This is a genomic window from Salmonella enterica subsp. diarizonae (genome assembly GCF_008692785.1).
In the GTDB taxonomy this organism is placed as follows: Bacteria; Pseudomonadota; Gammaproteobacteria; order Enterobacterales; family Enterobacteriaceae; genus Salmonella; species Salmonella diarizonae.
Genome location: NZ_VXJV01000003.1, coordinates 1 through 20,502, shown reverse-complemented (window position 1 = coordinate 20,502; position 20,502 = coordinate 1). Strand labels below are relative to the sequence as shown.

Annotated in this window: 22 protein-coding genes, 3 pseudogenes and 1 other annotated feature; of the genes and pseudogenes, 9 read left to right on the top strand and 16 right to left on the bottom strand. The window is 53.2% G+C overall.

Annotated features, from left to right (window positions below; all coding sequences use genetic code 11):
- Positions 1-20: 20 nt before the first annotated feature.
- Complete coding sequence (rbsK, locus tag F4V72_RS06960; protein ID WP_023247248.1) at positions 21-941, bottom strand: ribokinase; 921 nt, start codon at positions 939-941, stop codon at positions 21-23.
- 324 nt (positions 942-1,265) lie between these two features.
- Between rbsK and F4V72_RS06955 the strand changes: the two genes are divergently transcribed.
- Positions 1,266-2,051, top strand: a complete 786-nt coding sequence (locus tag F4V72_RS06955; protein ID WP_121767609.1) for a DeoR family transcriptional regulator — start codon at positions 1,266-1,268, stop codon at positions 2,049-2,051.
- A 1-nt stretch (position 2,052) separates the two neighbouring features.
- On the opposite strand, the gene ilvN is transcribed toward F4V72_RS06955, so the two are convergent.
- The 3 genes from ilvN to ivbL form a co-directional block, all read right to left on the bottom strand.
- The gene (ilvN, locus tag F4V72_RS06950) at positions 2,053-2,343 is read right to left on the bottom strand and encodes an acetolactate synthase small subunit (RefSeq protein WP_136057879.1); all 291 of its coding nucleotides are present in this window, start codon (positions 2,341-2,343) and stop codon (positions 2,053-2,055) included.
- 3 nt (positions 2,344-2,346) lie between these two features.
- Entirely contained in the window at positions 2,347-4,035 is a 1,689-nt protein-coding gene (gene ilvB / locus F4V72_RS06945) for an acetolactate synthase large subunit (protein WP_023247246.1), read from the bottom strand.
- Between the two features lie 106 nt (positions 4,036-4,141).
- Entirely contained in the window at positions 4,142-4,240 is a 99-nt protein-coding gene (gene ivbL, locus F4V72_RS06940; protein WP_024134875.1) for an ilvB operon leader peptide IvbL, read from the bottom strand.
- A 521-nt stretch (positions 4,241-4,761) separates the two neighbouring features.
- On the opposite strand from ivbL, the pseudogene F4V72_RS06930 reads away from it, so the two are divergent.
- From F4V72_RS06930 to F4V72_RS06920, 3 genes and pseudogenes are all read left to right on the top strand, one after another.
- Positions 4,762-4,876, top strand: a pseudogene (locus F4V72_RS06930) (hypothetical protein).
- Entirely contained in the window at positions 4,873-4,962 is a 90-nt protein-coding gene (gene tisB / locus F4V72_RS06925; RefSeq protein ID WP_053529956.1) for a type I toxin-antitoxin system toxin TisB, read from the top strand. Before F4V72_RS06930 ends, tisB begins: the two are co-directional and overlap by 4 nt.
- Before the next feature lie 92 nt (positions 4,963-5,054).
- Positions 5,055-5,915 carry a DMT family transporter gene (locus F4V72_RS06920; RefSeq protein ID WP_079817295.1) on the top strand — a complete coding sequence of 287 codons (861 nt, stop codon included), beginning with the start codon at positions 5,055-5,057 and terminating at the stop codon, positions 5,913-5,915.
- A 24-nt stretch (positions 5,916-5,939) separates the two neighbouring features.
- Here F4V72_RS06920 and F4V72_RS06915 read toward each other — a convergent pair whose 3' ends face one another.
- Positions 5,940-7,106, bottom strand: a complete 1,167-nt coding sequence (locus tag F4V72_RS06915; RefSeq protein WP_136057878.1) for an RNA-guided endonuclease InsQ/TnpB family protein — start codon at positions 7,104-7,106, stop codon at positions 5,940-5,942.
- A gap of 310 nt (positions 7,107-7,416) precedes the next feature.
- Here F4V72_RS06915 and emrD point away from each other — a divergent pair, with 310 nt between their 5' ends.
- Positions 7,417-8,601 carry a multidrug efflux MFS transporter EmrD gene (emrD, locus tag F4V72_RS06910; protein ID WP_023247241.1) on the top strand — a complete coding sequence of 395 codons (1,185 nt, stop codon included), beginning with the start codon at positions 7,417-7,419 and terminating at the stop codon, positions 8,599-8,601.
- On the opposite strand, the gene F4V72_RS06905 is transcribed toward emrD, so the two are convergent.
- Together F4V72_RS06905 and dsdC are read right to left on the bottom strand one after the other, a co-directional pair.
- Positions 8,528-9,562: a cellulase family glycosylhydrolase gene (locus tag F4V72_RS06905; protein ID WP_053529962.1), complete on the bottom strand. Its 1,035-nt coding sequence runs from the start codon at positions 9,560-9,562 to the stop codon at positions 8,528-8,530. The two genes, emrD and F4V72_RS06905, sit on opposite strands and share 74 nt — an antisense overlap.
- A gap of 115 nt (positions 9,563-9,677) precedes the next feature.
- Complete coding sequence (gene dsdC, locus F4V72_RS06900; protein ID WP_053509381.1) at positions 9,678-10,601, bottom strand: DNA-binding transcriptional regulator DsdC; 924 nt, start codon at positions 10,599-10,601, stop codon at positions 9,678-9,680.
- A gap of 225 nt (positions 10,602-10,826) precedes the next feature.
- On the opposite strand from dsdC, the gene dsdX reads away from it, so the two are divergent.
- Positions 10,827-12,164: a D-serine transporter DsdX gene (gene dsdX, locus F4V72_RS06895; protein WP_121767606.1), complete on the top strand. Its 1,338-nt coding sequence runs from the start codon at positions 10,827-10,829 to the stop codon at positions 12,162-12,164.
- Positions 12,165-12,181: 17 nt separating this feature from the next.
- Positions 12,182-13,501 carry a D-serine ammonia-lyase gene (gene dsdA, locus F4V72_RS06890; protein ID WP_053509262.1) on the top strand — a complete coding sequence of 440 codons (1,320 nt, stop codon included), beginning with the start codon at positions 12,182-12,184 and terminating at the stop codon, positions 13,499-13,501.
- Positions 13,502-13,547: 46 nt separating this feature from the next.
- Here dsdA and F4V72_RS06885 read toward each other — a convergent pair whose 3' ends face one another.
- The 7 genes from F4V72_RS06885 to ibpA all read right to left on the bottom strand — a co-directional run bounded on the left by F4V72_RS06885 (position 13,548) and on the right by ibpA (position 18,180).
- Complete coding sequence (locus F4V72_RS06885) at positions 13,548-14,078, bottom strand: radical SAM protein (RefSeq protein WP_053509260.1); 531 nt, start codon at positions 14,076-14,078, stop codon at positions 13,548-13,550.
- The gene (locus F4V72_RS06880) at positions 14,075-14,437 is read right to left on the bottom strand and encodes a DUF202 domain-containing protein (RefSeq protein WP_023247235.1); all 363 of its coding nucleotides are present in this window, start codon (positions 14,435-14,437) and stop codon (positions 14,075-14,077) included. The genes F4V72_RS06885 and F4V72_RS06880 overlap by 4 nt, the downstream gene beginning before the upstream one ends.
- On the bottom strand, positions 14,427-14,774 hold the full coding sequence (locus F4V72_RS06875) for a YidH family protein (protein ID WP_023247234.1): 348 nt from the start codon (positions 14,772-14,774) through the stop codon (positions 14,427-14,429). The genes F4V72_RS06880 and F4V72_RS06875 overlap by 11 nt, the downstream gene beginning before the upstream one ends.
- Positions 14,775-14,872: 98 nt before the next feature.
- Positions 14,873-15,187 (bottom strand): hypothetical protein, encoded by a 315-nt coding sequence (locus F4V72_RS24080; protein ID WP_154707542.1) that lies wholly within the window; start codon positions 15,185-15,187, stop codon positions 14,873-14,875.
- Between the two features lie 36 nt (positions 15,188-15,223).
- Positions 15,224-16,885: a putative transporter gene (locus F4V72_RS06870; protein WP_079836254.1), complete on the bottom strand. Its 1,662-nt coding sequence runs from the start codon at positions 16,883-16,885 to the stop codon at positions 15,224-15,226.
- A gap of 344 nt (positions 16,886-17,229) precedes the next feature.
- The gene (gene ibpB / locus F4V72_RS06865; RefSeq protein WP_023247230.1) at positions 17,230-17,658 is read right to left on the bottom strand and encodes a small heat shock chaperone IbpB; all 429 of its coding nucleotides are present in this window, start codon (positions 17,656-17,658) and stop codon (positions 17,230-17,232) included.
- A 108-nt stretch (positions 17,659-17,766) separates the two neighbouring features.
- Positions 17,767-18,180, bottom strand: a complete 414-nt coding sequence (ibpA, locus tag F4V72_RS06860; protein WP_023186035.1) for a small heat shock chaperone IbpA — start codon at positions 18,178-18,180, stop codon at positions 17,767-17,769.
- Positions 18,174-18,247: a sequence feature (ROSE (Repression Of Heat Shock gene Expression) occurs in the 5'-region of heat shock genes and acts as an RNA thermometer to modulate expression.), on the bottom strand. (Overlaps the previous gene by 7 nt.)
- 243 nt (positions 18,248-18,490) lie before the next feature.
- Between ibpA and F4V72_RS06855 the strand changes: the two genes are divergently transcribed.
- Positions 18,491-18,823, top strand: coding sequence for a YceK/YidQ family lipoprotein (locus F4V72_RS06855; RefSeq protein ID WP_023247229.1), 333 nt, complete (start codon positions 18,491-18,493; stop codon positions 18,821-18,823).
- A gap of 1 nt (position 18,824) precedes the next feature.
- Here F4V72_RS06855 and F4V72_RS06850 read toward each other — a convergent pair whose 3' ends face one another.
- Positions 18,825-20,051 carry a DUF3748 domain-containing protein gene (locus F4V72_RS06850; RefSeq protein WP_023247228.1) on the bottom strand — a complete coding sequence of 409 codons (1,227 nt, stop codon included), beginning with the start codon at positions 20,049-20,051 and terminating at the stop codon, positions 18,825-18,827.
- 87 nt (positions 20,052-20,138) lie between these two features.
- Here F4V72_RS06850 and F4V72_RS24750 point away from each other — a divergent pair.
- A pseudogene (locus F4V72_RS24750) lies at positions 20,139-20,285 on the top strand (colicin M resistance protein CbrA); the annotation flags it as partial.
- A gap of 90 nt (positions 20,286-20,375) precedes the next feature.
- Here F4V72_RS24750 and F4V72_RS06840 read toward each other — a convergent pair.
- Positions 20,376-20,502, bottom strand: a pseudogene (locus tag F4V72_RS06840) (cytochrome c biogenesis protein CcmH); the annotation flags it as partial.

Below are 20,502 nucleotides of genomic sequence, written 5' to 3'. Positions count from 1 at the left end.
TTAACAGTGCAGGGTGATTGTTATTCGTTCAACAAAAGATACTCATTAAATTGCTCAATGCTTGGATAAGAGGATTGGGTGCCTTTCCCGGTGACGCTGAAAGCGGCAAAGAGGACGGCTTTTTTCATGGCGGCTTCCACATCCCCGCTCTGGACATAGTAATGCGCGAAACAGCCGATAAAGGCATCGCCCGCGCCGCTGGTATCAACAGCATTGACGTTAAACGCCGGAACGTGTACTTCCTGGTCACGCGTCATCCATAGCGCGCCTTTTTCGCCCATCGTGACAATAATATTGTTCAGCCCTTTATCCACCAGTGAACGCGCCGCCGCACGAATACGATCGCAGGAATCAACCGGCATACCCGTTAATATTTCCAGTTCAGTTTCATTAGGTACAAAGAAATCGCATTTACAGGCATAAGACATATCTAATTCCCGTAATGCTGGCGCAGGGTTTAATAACACTTCAATCCCGTGTTTCTTGCCAAATTCTATTGCGTGATAAACCGTTTCAAGCTGAACTTCCAGTTGCAGAACAATAAGCTGGCATTTTTTTAAATCTTCCGCCGCGCGATCGATATCTTCCGGCGAGAGAAACTTGTTGGCGCCTTTGATGATCAAAATGCTGTTGCTGGAGTTGGCGTTGACGAAAATCGGCGCTACTCCACTGCTGGTACACGGTACTTTTTCTACATACGTCGTGTTGATCCCCCAGGATTCGAGATTACGAATGGTGTTGTCGGCAAAAATATCGTCGCCCACTTTGGTCAACATCAATACTTTTGAATTGAGCTTAGCGGCCGCCACGGCCTGGTTCGCCCCTTTTCCGCCGCAGCCGATTTTAAACGCCGGCGCTTCCAGAGTTTCCCCTTCTTTGGGCATCTGGTTGGTGTAGGTGATAAGGTCCACCATGTTAGAGCCAATAACCGCGATATCCATTTTACTCCCTCTCAGAAATCGTCACACGACAATGATATTAAAATAACATTATCATGTTATTTCCGTATCATTTGTGACTATGATCGCGAATAGAGGATCATTTTGCCGTTTATTTCGTGAACAACCCCAGGCAAAACATACGCGTACCAAATCATTTTTATTGTTACAATTCACTGAAAATTAAATATTTATTGTTTAAAAACGCGAATAAACCCGCTTTTATTTCCTGACAGCCAGACGTATAGTAGTGCCACACTGTAATGTTCTCAGAAACACATAAATGTTACTGAAGAAACATAACAACATGATTTGCGGAGAGGGTGAATGGAGACCAAACAAAAAGAACGTATCCGACGCTTGATGGAGTTACTGAAAAAGACTGATCGAATCCATCTGAAAGACGCCGCGCGGATGCTGGAAGTTTCGGTGATGACCATTCGCCGCGATCTCAGCCAGGATGATGACCCTTTACCGCTGACGCTACTCGGCGGCTATATCGTCATGGTAAATAAACCTACGTCTTCAACCAATACGCCGCTGCCGGCGAAAAAGACGCATTATCGGGACGACCTTCCCGTTGCGATCCTGGCCGCCGGTCTGGTGCGTGAAAACGATCTGGTTTTTTTTGATAACGGTCCAGAAATGCCATTAGTCATCAGCATGATACCGGATGATATTACCTTTACCGGGATTTGCTACTCACATCGGGTATTTATCGCGCTTAATGAAAAGCCTAATGCCACGGCGATTCTGTGCGGCGGCACTTATCGGGCCAAGAGCGATGCCTTTTATGATGCCAATAATCCTTCGGTGCTGGACTCGCTCAATCCGCGCAAAGTGTTTATTTCCGCCAGCGGCGTACATGAACATTTTGGCGTGAGCTGGTTTAACCCGGATGATCTTGCCGCCAAACGTAAAGCGATGGAGCGCGGTCTGCGTAAAATTTTGCTGGCGCGTCACGCCCTGTTTGATGAGGTCGCACCTGCCAGCATTGGTCCGCTTTCTGCTTTTGATGTCCTGATTAGCGATCGCCCATTACCGACAGATTATGCCGTTCACTGTCGGAATGGTTCCGTCAAAGTCATCACGCCTGATTCGGAAAGTGAATAACTTACTCAAAAAAGACGGCAATTTTATTGAACATGGTGGGATCGGACTGGTTTCGTACCACCTTCACCACGTCTTCCAGTTTATCGATCTGGCTTATCATCTGTTCAAGCCGCTGATCGTCATTGACCAGAAGCCAGATGCGGCTCTGATCGCTACCCTGAATCGGTAAACAGAGAATGCCCTCAACGTTGAAAGCGCGTCGGGCGAACAGCCCGCAGACGTGGGTCATCACGCCAGGATGGTTGCGAACGGTCAGCTCCAGAATAACGTTCTCATGTGATTGTTTCTGCATGGCTTATTCCCCCACCATCTCTGTATTTGCCGCGCCCGGCGGCACCATCGGATACACTTTTTCTTCCGCATCAATACGCACGTGGATTAACGCCGGTCCCGGACGACGGATGATAGCCTGCAACGCCGCCTGCGGATCGGCTTCGTTATTCAAATCACAGGTGTCCAAACCAAACCCGGCGGCAATCTGCATAAAATTGATGCTTCCCGGATAGGTCGCCGCAAAAACGCCCTGTTTATAGAACAGACTCTGTTGCTGATGTACCAGTCCCAGCGCGTCGTTATTCATCAGGATAATTTTCACATCCAACTGGTTTTCACTGGCGGTAGCCATCTCCTGAATATTCATCATCAAACTACCGTCGCCGGAAAAACACAGCACCTTGTTGCCCGGATTCGCCAGCGCCGCGCCAATCGCCGCGGGCAGACCAAACCCCATGGTACCCAGCCCACCGGAAGTCAGCCACTGACGCGGACGGTTGAGCGGATAAGCCTGCGCGGTCCACATCTGATGCTGACCTACGTCAGTGGTAATAATCGCGTTGTCGTCCACACAGGCGGCGACCGCGTTAATCAGTCCATAGTGGCTAAGCGGGTTATTTTCCTGGGGAATACCACAGGGGAATTCTTGCTGCAAGTCCGCAACCAACTGATGCCATGCTTCCCGCGGCTGTGCTTCGATATGAGGAATTAACTGTGCCAGTACATCATCGACATCCGCCTGAATAGCCACATGCGGCTGCTTAATTTTGCCCAACTCTGCGCGATCGATATCCACATGGATGATTTTAGCGTTCGGACAAAACTGCTCCGTTTTGCCAATCGCCCGGTCATCAAAACGCGCGCCCAGGACAATCAGCAAGTCGGCCTCTTGCAGAATAAAATTGGTACTGCGCGCGCCGTGCATCCCCAACATTCCTAACGACAGCGGATGCGCCTTAGGCAACATTCCCAGCGCCATTAAGGTCATTGTCGTCGGCAGTTGCGCTTTTTCCGCCAGTTCGCGCACGCGTGTCGGCGCATTGATCACGCCGCCGCCCAGATACAGCACCGGACGCTTCGCCGCGTTAATCATCGCGGCGGCCTCGCGGATACTCTCTGCGCTAAAATCCGGCGAAGGTGATTTTTCCGCTGGCGGCGGCAACACATCCAGTTCGATTGTCGCCGTCTGCACATCTTTAGGAACGTCTATCCACACCGGGCCGGGACGCCCCGACTGCGCCAGACGAAAAGCATCGCTCATTACCTGAGGCAACTCATTGATATTCCTGACCAGATAGTTGTGCTTGGTGATGGGGATAGAGATACCGTAGGTATCTACTTCCTGAAATGCGTCAGTACCGATCATGGACGCCGGAACCTGCCCGGTAATGCAGATTAACGGAATGGAATCCAGGCGCGCATCGGCAATGGCCGTGACCAGATTGGTCGCGCCCGGCCCGCTACAAGCCATGCAGACGGCAGGTTTACCCTCCGTTCGCGCCATCCCCTGCGCAATAAACCCCGCGCCTTGTTCGTGGCGCGCCAGAATATGACGGATTTGCGTGCTTTGGCTTAACGCGTCGTAAACGGGGAGAATCGAACCACCGGGAATGCCGGTGACGATACGAATCCCCTGGCGCTCCAGAAAATGAACAATAAATTCCGCGCCCGTAAAGCGCTGAGGTGTAGATGTTGTGCCCGAACTTGCCATGCTCCATTCCTTTTATTCTGAGCCGACGTTCCGGGAAGGTGTCTTAAACGAAAAACCCCGCCCGGTTTGCGCCGGCGGGGTTTTGGAATCGTGTGTGTTCCGGACCCTACGGCGCATTGCCGACGACCACCACCACACGCACGACGACCACTGCGCGAGATGGCGCAGTTTTTAGTAGGGTCGCGTTCAGCATGGAAGGGTTCATTAGGGGCCTTGTCTGTTTGTTATTAACACGTTTTATACAAGCACAGCGCTTTCAGCATGACAACGGAAAAATTTTCATCTGCACAAAAATGCGTCAGCGATCACATTTTTCTACGAATTTACACGTTTTGAGTATAGGCGTGATAAGCGTAGCGCCCTCAGGTAATCGCCGGGATTAATGATCACGCGTTTCAAAATACCTGAAAACAAAAAACCTCGCCGAAGCGAGGTTTTACAGCGTAATGCGGGTGGTAGCCGCGAAGCACACTGTGTTATGTCAACAGCAGAAGTATACGCGTTCTGTGCAGAACGCGCAATTTCGGCGCGAATTTTGATGAATTTGAGTATGGATCAGAAGCTCCGTTCTGTCTATAAATTACTGTTCATTTATACAGTGCTTAACTATAATGTCTTTGACACAATGTGTTATGCGGGGGCCGCATCGTAAACCGGCGCAACGAAGTCCTGGCTGAAACGGGTGGTGCCGTCAGCGCCTTAACCCCCTCGTGAGCACACTGTGTTATGTCAACACGCACACTATTCCTCGCAAAAGGGATCGCGTGCGCAACAGCTGGCAACAGGCAGCGGAAAGGTACGTCGGCTGGCAGTGCTCCTTAACCACAGGAGACGCGTATGAGCATAGTGGATATCACCATTCTTATCCTGAAACTCATTGTTGCAGCACTGCAACTGCTTGATGCTGTTCTGAAATACCTTAAGTAATTCAGATTCAAGCCGCACCGAAGGGGAGCGGGCAACCGCTCCCCTTTCACCTTATCCGCTGGTCTTTCGCTTCCCGGGTATGTTACGTTTTTATGACATCCTCAACGACGCCTGACGCTATGACCCTTTCCGTTTTCTGCATTTTGCTGTTCGCCGCGCTGCTACATGCCAGCTGGAACGCCATTGTCAAAGCGGGAAACGATAAGCTCTACGCTGCGATCGGCGTTAGCGGTTCCGCGGCGGTCATGGCATTGATCCTTTTGCCCTTCGCGCCGCAGCCAGCCCACGCCAGTATCCCTTTTTTAGCGGCCTCTACTGCGCTCCAGGTGGTGTATACCGTCCTGGTAGCGAAAACATATCAGGTCTCGGACATGAGCCAGACCTATCCCCTGATGCGCGGCACCGCGCCGCTGCTGGTGGCGCTCATTAGCGTTCTGTTTCTTGGCGACAGCCTGTCGTCGCTAGCCTGGGTCGGCATCGCAGTGATCTGCATGGCGATACTTGGGATGGCCTGTAATGGCCGCGCCAGCTCCCAACGCGGTATCGTGTTGGCATTAACTAACGCCTGTTTTATTGCCGGGTATACGCTGGTGGACGGTACCGGCGTAAGACTCTCAGAAACGGCGCTGGGTTATACGCTATGGTCATTTTTTCTCAACGGCGCCTGTCTGTTAACCTGGGCGATGATTGCACGGCGGCGGGAAGCGTCGCGTTATCTGGCGCAACAGTGGAAAAAAGGCATTTTTGGCGGAATTGGCACCATGGGATCTTATGGGCTGGCGCTATGGGCCATGACCCAGGCGCCGCTGGCGGTGGTCGCCGCGCTGCGTGAGACATCAATTTTATTCGGCGCGCTGATAGCCTGGCTGCTGCTTAAAGAGAAAGTTGCCGGGCTACGTCTGGTGGCGGCAGGCGGGATTGCTCTCGGGGCGATTTTACTCCGTCTGTCATGATTGCCCATTGACGTACTCCTCGCCCTAAAGGGCAAGGATTCTTGTTTCGCGGAGCCGAACCTGAGCCGCATTAAGCGGTTCAGGGATTACCGGCTCTCCACAAGCTAACACGGCGAGTCCCGCCGCTTTTATATTCCGTGCCGCGTTTATGTCACGGTCATGGTCTGCGCCGCATTCCGGGCAGTGCCATTTCCTGACATCCAGCGGCATTTTTTTCATCGTGAAACCGCAACGGCTACAGCGTTTTGAGGACGGGAAAAACTGCTCAATGGCTACCACTGAACGTCCGGCCCATTCGCCTTTGTACCGGAGCTGGCGCACAAATTCGCTCCAGCCTGCGTCTGCTATCGCTTTTGACAGTGACGGGTTGCGGAGCATGTTTTTCACTTTGAGGGATTCGACGCAAACAACTTGATTCTCGTTAATGAGTTTGCGGGTGGCCTTGTGCAGGGCATCCATTCGGCAATCGGCTATTTTCGCGTGGAGTCGGGCCACCTTTAAGCGGGCTCTGGCGCGGTTCTTTGAGCCTTTGGCCTTTTTGCTTAACCGGCGCTGGAGTAGCGCCAGGCGAGCCGCGTATTTCGCGGTATGGCGGGGATTGCCGGACCTGAATCCGCTATCGGTGACGAACACATCTTTTAAACCAACATCAATGCCGACCATTGAAGAGGTGAGCGGCAGTGATGCAGGTTCAGACTCGCAAAGACACGAAACAAAGTACCGCCCGGCGGCATCTTTGGATACGGTGACGGTAGACGGCACGAACGGCAGCGGGCGACTCCAGCGCACGTCTAAAGGCGCTTTGCTCTTTGCCATGTACAACCTGCCATCGCGGTATTTAAACGCGGCATCGGTGAGCGTAGCAGCCTGTTTATGGCGCTTGCTTTTGAATGTCGGATATCTGGCTCGTCCGGCGAAAAAGTTTGAGAGTCCGGCCTGTTGGTGGCGCAAGGCTTGCTGTAGCGGCACGCTGGAAACATCATTGAGCCAGGCAAATTCCGGCTCCTTTTTCAGCGCCGTTAATCGTGCGCTGGCTTGCGTATAGCCGATTTTCTCCTGACGCTTATAGTACGCGTCAGTGTGCCAGCGGAGGATGCTGTTATAGACAAAACGCACGCACCCGAACGTTTGAGCTAAAAGCTCAACCTGCCCGGGTGTTGGATAGAATCGATATTTATAGGCGCGCTTCATATGACTTACAAAATACGCTGAAAAATGTAAGCCATATTGAAGAAGGTCAAAAAATGTTACGCAGTTACCGCGCTTATATCTCCGCCCAATTGTGCGAGGTCTTACGCGCAAATTGATAACAGCCGCAGACGTAACACATTCTCGGCAACATTTGTTGCCGCTTTTGTTTACATTTCCTGCCGTTCCTTCGTCTGCCATTGCAGGTTGCTGTCTGGCCTTCTTTTTCTGGTGTGGTAGATTCCTCTCGCATTTATGGGAATGCGCAGCAAGTTATTCTTATTTTTTCTTTTTTTGAAAAGTAATCAGCGAAATGAAAAGGCAGAGAAGCGTCAATTTGTTGTTGATGTTGGTGTTACTGGTGGCCGTAGGGCAGATGGCGCAAACCATTTATATTCCCGCCATCGCCGATATGGCACAAGCGCTAAACGTCCGGGAAGGCGCCGTCCAGAGCGTAATGGCTGCTTATCTCCTGACCTACGGCGTCTCGCAACTGTTTTACGGCCCGCTTTCCGACCGGGTTGGGCGTCGCCCGGTAATTCTCGTCGGCATGTCTATTTTTATGGTAGCGACCCTGATCGCCATGACCACGCATAGTTTGACGGTGTTGATTGCCGCCAGCGCCATGCAAGGGATGGGAACCGGCGTTGGCGGAGTAATGGCGAGAACGCTCCCGCGCGATCTGTATGAAGGAACACAACTTCGTCACGCCAATAGCCTGTTAAATATGGGGATTCTGGTCAGCCCGCTGTTAGCGCCACTGATTGGCGGTCTACTGGACACCATGTGGAGCTGGCGCGCTTGTTACGCTTTCCTGCTGGTGCTTTGCGCTGGCGTCACCTTCAGCATGGCGCGCTGGATGCCGGAAACCCGCCCCGCTGGCGCGCCGCGCACACGGCTGATCGCCAGCTATAAAACACTGTTTGGCAACGGCGCATTTAACTGTTACCTGCTGATGCTGATCGGCGGGCTGGCTGGCATTGCGGTCTTTGAAGCCTGTTCCGGCGTACTGATGGGGGCAGTATTAGGTCTCAGCAGTATGGCGGTAAGCATTCTGTTTATTCTGCCGATTCCGGCGGCGTTCTTCGGCGCCTGGTTTGCCGGACGCCCGAATAAACGCTTCTCAACCCTGATGTGGCAGTCAGTTATTTGCTGTCTGCTGGCAGGCCTTATGATGTGGATTCCCGGCTGGTTTGGCGTGATGAACGTCTGGACGCTACTCATCCCCGCTGCGCTGTTTTTCTTCGGCGCCGGGATGTTATTTCCACTGGCCACCAGCGGCGCAATGGAGCCTTTTCCGTTCCTCGCAGGCACCGCTGGCGCGCTGGTCGGCGGGCTGCAAAATATTGGTTCCGGCGTACTGGCGTGGCTTTCGGCAATGCTGCCGCAAACCGGTCAGGGCAGCCTGGGATTGTTGATGACCCTTATGGGATTGCTGATCCTGGCGTGCTGGCTGCCGCTGGCGTCACGGATCTCGCATCAGGGACAGACGGTTTAACGTCCCCCTCGCCCGGCTTTTTGCCGGGCGTTTCACATTCCGGCGTGATTATCGCATTGAGCAGCGGCTCCTGCGCCGGACGCCACGCCCCTTCTTCGCCGTCGTAAAACTGAGTGTCCGTGTTTATCGCATACGGAATATGCGCTTTTTTCAGTTCGCAGGCCATAAAACGGGCAAACGCGAACTGTGAAGCGACCGGCGTAATTTTTATTGACGCTCCCGGCGCCCATCCGCCCACCCAGCTTGCATGGCCGGTCTTATGCTGCCAGCGAACCGCAGCGTTAATCCGCGCCCGAATCGCCGCTTTTTCCGCCGTCGTGCCTGACGTCCACGGATATTTACCGCCGCTTTTCAGTGGTCCCCACGGGAAGATATGCCACTCCGCCAGTACATAGTTCTGGCTTTGCGCCGGCAGTTTAAGCACGGGCAAATCCTCCGGCGCGGCACGCATGCGGGGGGCAACGAAAATCATACGCTGTGGGTCAATAGCGTGAATCAGGCGGATGGTTTTGTCATATACGCGATTCAGCGACGCCATATTATGATTGAGTTTGTCGGCAGGCTCATAAATGAGATCGAACCCCAGAAGCGGGGATGTCTGACCAAAATAGCGCGCGACCACGCTCCACCAGTTGATCAGCTCCTTTTCATGGCTGGCGCTGGGATCGTTTTTATACGCATCCGCCTGATAGGCAATAATGGGAATGATGCCATAGTATTCGCAGGCTTCTACCAGCTTACGCAAATGGATGAGGCGCGCTTCCGTCGGCGCACCTGCCACACGGATACGGACATGAGTTAACCCTTTTGCCTTAAAATCCCGCACTACCAGCGGATCAAACTCGCGGATACCCCGTTCCGTTCGCGCCCAGTCAACATCCATCCCAATGCCAAGCTGCTGCGCATAGCGCGCCGCCGTCAATGGCATCGGTTTCGCATAGACGACCGCGCTGGTCAGCATGAGAGAGGCAATAAGCGGCTTAAACACGACGCCCCCTAAAAATTTTTACCACGGTGATAGCACGTATTTAGCATATTCTCTCCCGGCAGGTGTAGCGGCAAAGCGTAATAAATCTTCACACCTGTTCCTGCAACCAGCGAATAAATGCCTCGATTTTCGGCCACTGTCTGCCAGGCAGAGTGGTGACATAATAGTGCTGATGGCATTTCAGCCTCATTTCACCGAAAGGTGCAATCAGTTCACCACTGTCGAGACGCTTTTGCACCAGCCGTTTACGCCCCATCGCCACGCCAATGTGGTTCATCGCGGCAATCACCGCTAAATCAGAACGATCGAAACCAATGCCGGATGAATCCGGCAAATTCACCGCAAAATGCTGCGCCCAGCTATGCCATTCATCCGTGCCCGAATCGTTGCTCCACGCCTGTCTGTCGTGTAAGAGCGTGCAGTGGCGCAGATGGTTCAGGTTGCCCTGCAAAGCAAAACGATGGGCGTAATCCGGGCTACAGACGGGCAGAATCGCCTCATCCATTAAAAAATGATGCGTGAGCTGCGCCGACGGCGCATCGTCAAAATAGATCGCCAGGTCAATTCCGGCACGCTGTAGGTTAACGTTATCATTGCCGGTCAGCATGGTAAGAGAAATTGACGGATAGCGACGGGTAAAGTCCCCCAGCGCAGGCACCAGCCAGCACTGGGCGATAGAGGGGCGTGAATATACGGTCAGCGTGCCGGACAGTTCCTGATTTTTGATATCGAGGATTTCCTGATTCAACGTATCCAACGACGATTTCAGCGCCCAGAATACCCGTTTGCCTTCATGGGTAAGCTCCACTTTACGGTGAGAGCGGACAAATAGCTGGATTCCCAACTCGGCTTCCAGTTGATTGATACGATGGCTTACCGCACTGGGGCTTAACGACAGCTCATCTGCCGCCAGAGCAAAGGACTGGTGTCTGGCTGCGACTTCAAAAGTATAGAGTTTTGATAACTGCCAACCGTTGAGTAAGCGGTTTCGGATATCGCGAAGGGGTTCCATGGCAACCTCAGTCATCTTTTAATTTCTCGAAGTGTAAAAAAACACGCTGAAAAAATCCGCACATAGATGAAGCAAAATGAACCATATCGCAAAATAAAAACAATATTAGATAGAAATCACACATTTGATTCAATTTGTGTCATGTGAATGGCGAATTATATCGTTTGTCAGAGTGTGCTGTTTTTCTGTCCAATAAGAACAGATTAATCACAGGGTAGGTGAGATATGCACACTCAAATCTGGGTAGTGAGCACGCTGCTGATAAGCATCGTGTTAATCGTATTGACCATCGTGAAGTTTAAATTCCACCCCTTCCTGGCGTTATTGCTCGCCAGTTTCTTTGTCGGCGCGATGATGGGCATGGGGCCGCTGGAGATGGTCACGGCGATAGAAAGCGGAATAGGCGGTACGCTCGGTTTTCTGGCCGCCGTTATCGGTCTTGGCACCATCCTCGGCAAAATGATGGAGGTTTCCGGCGCGGCGGAACGCATCGGGCTTACGCTCCAGCGCTGCCGCTGGCTCTCTGCTGACGTGATCATGGTACTGGTGGGGCTGATTTGCGGAATCACGTTGTTCGTGGAAGTGGGCGTCGTGTTGCTCATCCCACTGGCGTTTTCTATCGCTAAAAAAACCCATACCTCGCTGCTGAAGCTGGCCATTCCGCTGTGTACCGCGCTGATGGCCGTCCATTGCGTGGTACCGCCGCATCCGGCTGCGCTGTTTGTCGCAAATAAACTGGGGGCGGATATCGGCTCGGTGATTGTCTACGGTCTGCTGGTCGGGCTGATGGCATCATTGGTCGGCGGCCCGCTGTTCTTAAAGTTTCTGGGTAATCGTCTGCCGTTTAAGCCCGTACCGACAGAGTTTGCAGATCTTGAAGTGCGCGCCGAAAACACCCTGCCGTCGCTGGGCGCAACGCTGTTTACCGTTCTGCTGCCGATTGGCCTGATGCTGGTGAAAACCGTCGCTGAACTGAATATGGCGAAAGACGGCACGTTGTATACGCTGCTGGAGTTTATCGGTAATCCGATCACCGCGATGTTTATCGCTGTCTTTGTGGCGTATTACATACTCGGTCTGCGCCAGCATATGGGTATGAGCGCGCTACTTACCCACACCGAAAACGGCTTTGGCGCCATTGCGAACATCCTGCTGATTATCGGCGCGGGCGGCGCGTTCAACGCCATTCTCAAAAGTAGCGGGCTGGCGGACACGCTGGCGGTGATCCTCTCAAATATGCATATGCACCCGATTCTGCTGGCGTGGCTGGTAGCGCTGATTCTGCACGCGGCGGTCGGCTCTGCGACGGTGGCGATGATGGGCGCCACCGCGATTGTTGCGCCAATGCTGCCGCTCTATCCTGACGTCAGCCCGGAGATCATTGCTATTGCCATCGGTTCCGGCGCCATTGGCTGCACAATCGTGACCGATTCCCTTTTCTGGCTAGTAAAGCAGTATTGCGGCGCTACGCTGAATGAAGCGTTTAAATACTATACGACGGCCACTTTTATCGCATCGGCCGTTGCACTGGCTGGCACATTCCTGCTTTCCTTTATCATCTGATCGTAAAGAGACGTACTATGGAAAACATACAAAAGCTCATCGCCCGGTATCCTTTGGTCGAGGATCTGGTCGCCCTCAAAGAAACTACCTGGTTTAACCCGGGCGCCACCTCTCTTGCACAAGGGCTACCGTATGTCGGCCTGACGGAGCAGGACGTAAACGCCGCCCATGACCGTCTGGCGCGCTTTGCGCCGTATCTGGCGAAAGCGTTTCCGCAAACCGCCGCCGCTGGCGGAATGATCGAATCTGACGTGGTCGCTATTCCGGCCATGCAAAAACGGCTGGAAAAAGAGTATGGACAAACGATCGACGGTGAAATGCTGTTAAAAAAAGACAGTCACCTGGCGATCTCTGGTTCCATTAAAGCACGTGGCGGCATCTATGAAGTGCTAACACACGCGGAAAAACTGGCGCTGGAGGCGGGTCTGTTAACCACCGACGATGACTATAGCGTGTTGCTTTCGCCGGAATTTAAACAATTCTTCAGCCAGTACAGTATCGCCGTCGGTTCAACCGGTAATCTGGGGTTATCGATCGGTATCATGAGCGCCTGTATCGGTTTTAAAGTGACAGTACATATGTCTGCCGACGCCCGCGCCTGGAAAAAGGCGAAGCTGCGCCGCCACGGCGTGACGGTCGTGGAATACGAAGATGATTACGGCGTGGCGGTTGAGCAGGGCCGTAAAGCAGCGCAGTCCGATCCAAACTGTTTCTTTATCGACGATGAAAATTCCCGCACGCTATTTCTGGGCTATGCGGTAGCGGGTCAGCGCCTGAAAGCGCAATTTGCGCAGCAGGGACGCGTCGTTGACGCCAGTCACCCGCTGTTTGTTTATCTGCCATGCGGCGTTGGCGGTGGTCCTGGCGGCGTCGCCTTTGGCCTGAAACTGGCGTTTGGCGACAACGTACACTGTTTCTTTGCCGAACCGACCCATTCGCCCTGTATGTTACTCGGTGTTTATACCGGTCTGCACGATGCCATCTCAGTACAAGATATCGGTATTGATAACCTGACGGCGGCTGACGGCCTGGCGGTAGGTCGCGCTTCGGGCTTTGTTGGTCGGGCAATGGAGCGTCTGCTTGACGGCCTCTATACCTTAGACGATCAAACAATGTATGACATGCTGGGCTGGCTGGCGCAGGAGGAAGGAATTCGACTGGAGCCATCAGCTCTGGCGGGGATGGCCGGACCGCAGCGCATTTGCGCCGCCACGTATCAGCAAAGGCATGGATTCAGTCAAACGCAGCTTGGCAACGCGACGCATCTGGTGTGGGCAACAGGGGGCGGCATGGTGCCGGAGGATGAAATGGAACAATACCTGGCGAAAGGACGCTAATACTCGCTCAGTGCCGGAAAGACGGCAGCGCCATCCGGCACATTAGTCAACGCAGCATCGCCATCAACTCCTCCGGTGAACGATGCTGCTTCAGTAAATCCCGCATCACCCGCATATGCGGCGAGGAATAGTGAAAAAAGGCCTGATAACCCTCGCAAAGCCGATTTTTCCCCTGACTATCCCGGTGCTCAGGGCATCCGCCGCCGCAAAATCGCAATACAGAGCACTTCTGACATTCAGCGCTTAACTGCGCCGTGTCCGGCGCTTCAGCGCCATCCCTGCCGCCGCACCACTGCCGTAACGTCTCATCAAAAAGACGGACCGAGATACGCTGAATATCTTCACGTACCCAGATATCAAAGACACTATTTAAAAACTGGCCCCATTCCGCTGAACACAATGAATCCTCGGTCAACATTCCGTTCCGGTCATGTTCCAACAATGGGATAAAATGGACATTGTGAATGCCGAGCCGCTGTAAATTACGGTACAGTTGCTGAGGTTGCCGGCTATTCTGGCGATTTACGACGACCTGAATCTGGTCATTACTCACGACAATGTCCTGACGTCCTGTCATATAAAATCCCCGATAAATGCAATAAGTTGGCGAATATGGGTAACAGCAAACAGGATTGCGAGCGACAGCACCGCGAGGGAGATCAAAAATTTGTCACGCACGACATGAGTTTCGGAAAAATCGCTATGCGCGACATCCATCAAATTACGACTCAGGGTATAACGCCAAAGAATCACCGCCACTATCGCCAGAACGCTGATTGACACCCAGAACAGGAATCCCGCCTGATGCCAGTGGTGCCTGACGGCTAACGCCATTAACGCCCCGTATCCCAGCAGCGTACGAAACCAGGCCAGCGAGGTACGTTCCGGTTGCAGCCCCGGATCGTTCTGCCGACGGGCTTTACGATTATCCGGCATACAGTACCAGCCCCATCACAATCACCGCGACAACCATCAAAATAACGCTAATGATCAACAGGCTATGGGTATAGGGCAAATCCTCTTTCAGACGCATCGCTTTTTCATTACGCAGCCAACGCAGATAGCCATAAATCGCCAGGCCGCCCGCAAACAGACATAGCAATAGCGCCAATAGTTCACGGATCACCGGCGTGGCAAAATCTGGGGCGAGTTGGTCAAGAGCGACGCCTGCCGCCAGAAATCCCAGCGAGGTGCGAATCCACGCCAGAAAGGTACGCTCATTTGCCAGTGAGAAGCGGTAATCCGGCGCTTCTCCGAGGCGGGAAATCTTCATGACGACTCCTTTTGCGTTATTATGTATCCCCGTTCGTTTTCAGAATACCACTCACGTTGTTGCTGATATGCTTCACATTATCCCGCAGCAAGGGAATCTTATGGCAAAATAAATGTAGTCCACTGGCAATGCGTTTCGGTGCAACCGCGCTCATTCCCGCTATTTTTCATTTCAGTTGCGACCTTTTTCAACGCCACCGCCAGGAAAGGCATTATTGCCGGATTAAAAGGTGAAAAACCACCCATCGCGATGAAAAAAAACGCGATAAATATTGTTAACCAACTGAAATAAATTGGAATTATGCTTGTTGCCATTACGCTGATTAGCGCGTTTATTGAGGAGAGGTATAAGAAGAAGTGCAGAAGTGTGACTGGCGCGTTGGCGGAGAGCGTTATCCGGCCTGGATTTGACACAGAACGTAGGCCGGATAAGCAACACGCCATCAGGCGCTAACCCATTCCCCAGAAAATCACCGCCAGCAGTTGTGGCGTAATAATACGCAGGAACATCACTAACGGATAGACGGTCGCGTAAGAAAGCGCCGCCGCGCCGCTGGTGGCATGAAGATTGTTGGCAAATGCCAGCGCTGGCGGATCGGTCATCGAACCGGCCAACATCCCGCATAGCGTCAGATAGTTCATTTTGGCAAAAATTCGCGCCAGTAAACCGACGGTAATCAGCGGAATAGCGGTGATGAAAATACCGTAGCCAATCCAGCTTAATCCTTCGCCCTGCGTCAGCGTATCGACAAAATCGCCGCCGGATTTCAGCCCAACGACCGCCAGAAACAAAACGATGCCTAACTCACGCAACGCGAGGTTGGCGCTCGGCGGCATAAACCAGTACAGCTTACCGATGCTGCCGATACGCCCCAAAATTAGCGCCATGATCAGCGGTCCGCCGGCCAGCCCCAGTTTTAACGCGACCGGGAATCCTGGCACAAACAACGGAATTGATCCAAGCAGAACCCCTAATCCAATGCCGATAAACACCGGCAGCATCTGCACCTGCTGGAGTTTTTGCTGCGCGTTGCCGACCACATTGGCTACCGCATCAATCGAGGCAGGACGCCCTACCAGATTAAGAATGTCGCCAAACTGCAGGCTGGCGTCGCTGCTGGCGACCAGCTCAACGCCCGCGCGGTTAAGGCGGGAGATAACCACGTCATAACGCTCTTTAAAGTGCAAATCGCGGATACGTTTGCCGAGCACTTTTTCGTTGGTGACGACCACACGCTCGACGCGTAAATTCGTGCCGCGCGTCGACAACGAGGTGTCCACTTCCTTACCGATCACCAGTTGCGCGTTATGCAAGTCAGCAGATTGACCGACGAGGTGCAGCAGGTCGCCCGACTGGATAATCGTTCCCGGCGACGGCACCATCAGCGTGTCGTCGCGTTTCAGGCGTGAGCAAATGATTTTATCGCTGTTCAGGAGCGGCACATCCTGGATAGCCATATTATTGAGGTTTGGGTTCTCGACACGGATATTCATTGTTTGAATCAATGAATGACCGTTAGCGAGAGAGGATTCGTGCTTCTGCGCCTCCGCCTCGACGTTAACGCGAAAAATCAGCCGCATCAGCCACATAGTGAGCAAAATACCGCAGATGCCAAACGGATACGCCATCGCATAGCTCATCCCCATCTGATCCACCAGATCCATTGGCGTTCCCAGATCGCGCAGGATTTGCTGACCCGCCCCTAACGCAGGCGTATTGGTGACTGCGCCGGAGAAAATCCCCAGCACCACCGGCAACGGAATAGCGAAAATTTTATGCAGAATCGCGGTGACCAACCCGCCCATAATCACAATCAGAACAGCAAACAGATTGAGACGCAGCCCGGAAACACGCAGCGAGGCGAAAAACCCCGGCCCCACCTGTATTCCGATGGTATAAACAAAAAGGATCAGGCCGAATTCCTGGATAAAGTGCAGCATATCGCCACTCAGCGTCATCCCTGCCTGATCGACAAAGTGACCGACGATAATACCGCCGAACAGAACGCCGCCAATACCAAAGCCGACACCGCGCACTTTGATGTTGCCGATCCATAACCCGACAACCGCCACCAGCGCCAGAACGCTGACCGTCAATGCGATATCACTCATCTTCTCTTCCCTGTGAGTAACATTTCAATTTATAGGGATTATGACTGAAGCGTTAAGGCATATATACAGCATGGCGCACATTCTCATGTTACAAAACAGCCCAGGCGTCCTTACTTCGGCAACATTTTACCCTTTTTCTTAAGGGCTGATAGCGCAGCGCCATCAGGCGATGATATGCCGGATGGCGACGCGTGGCGTCTTATCCGACCGACGAGATGGGTATATGCTGTAGCTCCTGGTATGGCCTGCTGTTTTGTATGAACGGAATCTCTTCGCAGTTTTTCTTCCATTTGCGTGGCACAAAAAAGCCCCACCATCTCTGGCGGGGCAAGGCAAGGAGCTCATTAGCTATTTAATGCGGAGTGTTCGTTAATGGCGATACGCTGCGGCGGAATAGTTTCCGGCTCATTGCGGGTTAAATCAACATGCAGCAGGCCGTTGGTAAACGTCGCGCCGGAAACTTCCATATTTTCAGCCAGCGTAAAGCTCAGGCTAAAAGGCTGCATGACCAGGCCCTGATGTAACCATTTCGGCTCTTTTTCCGGCTGTTCCGGCGTGCCTTTCACCGTCAGCCGCGTGCCTTCCAGTTGAATATCCAGATCTTCCTGACGGAAACCGGCTAACGCCAGGGTGATGCGATAGTGGTTATCGTCGCTTTTTTCGATGTTATAGGGCGGGAAGCTCTGGCTTTCACCGCTGTTTTGCAGCGCATTGGCCAGCTTGTCAAAACCGATCCATTGACGCAGCAATGGGGATAAATCGTAGTTACGCATAATCATTTCTCCTTCTAAGAAGCGAGTTTTACCTTCACACTTCACGTGTGCATATGCTCCCTGACGGCGAGCATGGGATGACAGGCCGCACAACGCGACCCGACGGAATCAGTTAATTTCGATACGGCGCGGTTTGTTCGCTTCCGGAATCACGCGCTCCAGTTCGATATACAGCAGCCCGTTGACCAGGTTTGCGCCGCGAACGTGAATGTTCTCCGCTAACTGGAACTTACGTTCAAAGTTACGCTCGGCAATGCCCTGATACAGATAAGTACGTTCTTTCTGGTCGTCCGCATGAGCGCCTTTTACCACCAGTAAATTATCCTGGGCGGTAATGTCCAGTTCGCTTTCAGCAAAACCGGCAACGGCAATGGCGATGCGGTAGTGGTTTTCGTCTACCAGCTCAACGTTGTACGGAGGATAGCCGCCATTACTTTGGCTCTGGTTATTTTCAAGCAGGTTAAACAGACGGTCAAAACCAATGGCAGAACGGTACAGCGGGGATAAATCAAAGTTACGCATAATCATTAGCTCCTGAAATCAGCGAGAATGTCAGACCTTCCATCATGGACAGGCCAGAATTGCCAGAACACCCATCAGGCGTGTCCTTACTATTCACTACGTCTTAAAAATGGGTCTGAATACGTACTTTTCAAGTATTTTAATCCGACTTTTTTTTGCAGTTTATTGGCTATTGCATAGACTGGTTGGGACAGCACTGATTGTTAAAGTGCGATGACCGCCACAGTGCCACGTCCTGGTGATGTTATTTTTAGCAACGGATCGCTATAACTCATCATGCAAATACCGACAACCAACAGATGAATGAGTGATGATAAAAAACGTGTTGTTAACGCTGATACTATGTAATGGGATACTTTTATTAGTCGGTTGTTCAAGCGTCATGTCGCACACCGGCGGTAAAGAAGGCACTTATCCTGGCACGCGCGCCAGCGCTACGATGATCGGTAACGATGAGACAAACTGGGGCACAAAATCGTTGGCCATCCTGGATATGCCGTTTACCGCCGTGATGGATACGATTCTTCTGCCGTGGGATATCTTCCGCAAAGACAGTTCGGTAAGATCGCGCGTAGAGAAAAGCGAGGAGGAGACGAAAATGACCAATGCCGTCATCCCACCCGCGAAGATGCCCTCTCCCTGATTTATCGCCCGGTTTCCGTCACCCATAGCTGACGGAATCCTTTCACCTCTTCCATCCATGCGACGTGTCGCCCATCCGGTGAAAAAACGACAGCGTCCGCAGAAGGCGGGTTGTCGTGCCTGGCGGTTAAAAAGTCGATCTTCCCACTCTGTGCGTCGCAGCAGGCTAGCCGATTTTCCAGCACCAGCCCCAGCCATTTACCCGACGGATGCCAGTTAAACGCTGACTGCACGCCGGTCGCATGATGCGTTAACTGCCGGGGTTCGCCTCCCTGCGGCGACATCAGCCACAGTTGCGCTACGCCGTTGTCGTCCCGCATCAAAAAGGCGATCGCCGTCGCCTGCGGATTACTGCGGACCCAGTGGCGCGGTTCGTTAGTGAGTCCAGGGTAAACACGCTGGTGAGTAAAGGTAAGACGCCGCTGAACCACACCCAACGGCGGCGATGGCATCGTTGATTCGGTTCCCGTCAGCGGCGTGTCGCCTGCCTGTTTCCAGCCGTTTTCATTACACGGTAAATCGACAATAAACAGCTCCGGGACTTTTTCGCCCGTCAGCGACAGCGTATCGCCGATAAAGGCAATCTGGCGGTTGCCCACCCAGCCCTCTTCATAGGCCCGATTAATATCGTCGCTGCCCGGTCTCGGCGCAGGCGTCGTGCGGCTAACCAGCACGCACCAGTGACTACCGCTGTATTCGCGCGGATGCTGAACCGACACCGTTACCGGCCCATACGGCGCGGCCACGCCGACATTGCGCAGATCCAGCGCCGGATCGCGCTCATGCAGAACGTGGTCATTATAGGTAAAACTCACTAACTCACCGTTCGGGCTAAAAACATGGACATGGCTGCCGCCGCGCAGCGCGCCGGGAGTATACGGCGCAGTAATATCCATCGCATCGAGGTTAGTCACGCCCCCCGGCGTTGCAATAACGCCCCGGCGGTGATGAAAATCGTAATGCCACGTCTCATCAGGGTTTTCAGGCCCGTGAATAAACACATAGTGATTGTCGGCAGGATGCACCGTCACCACGCCGACATGCGCGCCCTGCGCAGCGCGATAAATCACCGCCACTTCGCCGGTATGCACATTTACACGCTCAATGGTCTCGCCCGTAAATGACGCGCCTGAAGGCCGCACATCAAAGACCAGCCACTGGCTGTCAGGCGTCCAGGTATTGGTGTTGGTAAGCTGGTGATGGCGCGGCGTAAAGGTGATTTGTTTCATGGGATGTCCTGATACGAGACGATGATCGCCAGCATACTTCACACGGGCCTCACTTTCAGGCTTTAGCATATCGCCATTTCAATAACGGTGGACAGAACGAGGGAACACGTTGACGTAGCGATTATCGGCTTAGGCGCGGCAATTAAGCGGAAAGATGCGCACACTGGCGCCAGATGCTCAGAGTTCTTTATTCGCGGCGGGATCACGTTGCCAGTAGACGTTATCGCTAACCCCTGAAACGGCTGGCGACACCGCTTAGCGAGCCAGGATGAACTCTGTAGGCCGGATAAGACGTTTTACATCGCCATCCGGCACCTTCCACGCTTATTTCTCCTGCGCCAGCGCCTGGCGGATACTGCGCTCAATCACCGCCCGCCGGGCGTCGCCGGCCGGCAGTAACTTCAGCATCATCTCCCAGGCCGCCACCGCCTCGCCAGAACGCCCCTGCTCA

Coding starts and splice junctions, on each gene's coding strand:
- rbsK (WP_023247248.1), bottom strand. CDS start 941: ATGGATATCGCGGTTATTGGCTCTAACATGGTGGACCTTATCACCTAC.
- F4V72_RS06955 (WP_121767609.1), top strand. CDS start 1,266: ATGGAGACCAAACAAAAAGAACGTATCCGACGCTTGATGGAGTTACTG.
- ilvN (WP_136057879.1), bottom strand. CDS start 2,343: ATGCAGAAACAATCACATGAGAACGTTATTCTGGAGCTGACCGTTCGC.
- ilvB (WP_023247246.1), bottom strand. CDS start 4,035: ATGGCAAGTTCGGGCACAACATCTACACCTCAGCGCTTTACGGGCGCG.
- ivbL (WP_024134875.1), bottom strand. CDS start 4,240: ATGAACCCTTCCATGCTGAACGCGACCCTACTAAAAACTGCGCCATCT.
- tisB (WP_053529956.1), top strand. CDS start 4,873: ATGAGCATAGTGGATATCACCATTCTTATCCTGAAACTCATTGTTGCA.
- F4V72_RS06920 (WP_079817295.1), top strand. CDS start 5,055: ATGACATCCTCAACGACGCCTGACGCTATGACCCTTTCCGTTTTCTGC.
- F4V72_RS06915 (WP_136057878.1), bottom strand. CDS start 7,106: ATGAAGCGCGCCTATAAATATCGATTCTATCCAACACCCGGGCAGGTT.
- emrD (WP_023247241.1), top strand. CDS start 7,417: ATGAAAAGGCAGAGAAGCGTCAATTTGTTGTTGATGTTGGTGTTACTG.
- F4V72_RS06905 (WP_053529962.1), bottom strand. CDS start 9,562: ATGCTGACCAGCGCGGTCGTCTATGCGAAACCGATGCCATTGACGGCG.
- dsdC (WP_053509381.1), bottom strand. CDS start 10,601: ATGGAACCCCTTCGCGATATCCGAAACCGCTTACTCAACGGTTGGCAG.
- dsdX (WP_121767606.1), top strand. CDS start 10,827: ATGCACACTCAAATCTGGGTAGTGAGCACGCTGCTGATAAGCATCGTG.
- dsdA (WP_053509262.1), top strand. CDS start 12,182: ATGGAAAACATACAAAAGCTCATCGCCCGGTATCCTTTGGTCGAGGAT.
- F4V72_RS06885 (WP_053509260.1), bottom strand. CDS start 14,078: ATGACAGGACGTCAGGACATTGTCGTGAGTAATGACCAGATTCAGGTC.
- F4V72_RS06880 (WP_023247235.1), bottom strand. CDS start 14,437: ATGCCGGATAATCGTAAAGCCCGTCGGCAGAACGATCCGGGGCTGCAA.
- F4V72_RS06875 (WP_023247234.1), bottom strand. CDS start 14,774: ATGAAGATTTCCCGCCTCGGAGAAGCGCCGGATTACCGCTTCTCACTG.
- F4V72_RS06870 (WP_079836254.1), bottom strand. CDS start 16,885: ATGAGTGATATCGCATTGACGGTCAGCGTTCTGGCGCTGGTGGCGGTT.
- ibpB (WP_023247230.1), bottom strand. CDS start 17,658: ATGCGTAACTACGATTTATCCCCATTGCTGCGTCAATGGATCGGTTTT.
- ibpA (WP_023186035.1), bottom strand. CDS start 18,180: ATGCGTAACTTTGATTTATCCCCGCTGTACCGTTCTGCCATTGGTTTT.
- F4V72_RS06855 (WP_023247229.1), top strand. CDS start 18,491: ATGATAAAAAACGTGTTGTTAACGCTGATACTATGTAATGGGATACTT.
- F4V72_RS06850 (WP_023247228.1), bottom strand. CDS start 20,051: ATGAAACAAATCACCTTTACGCCGCGCCATCACCAGCTTACCAACACC.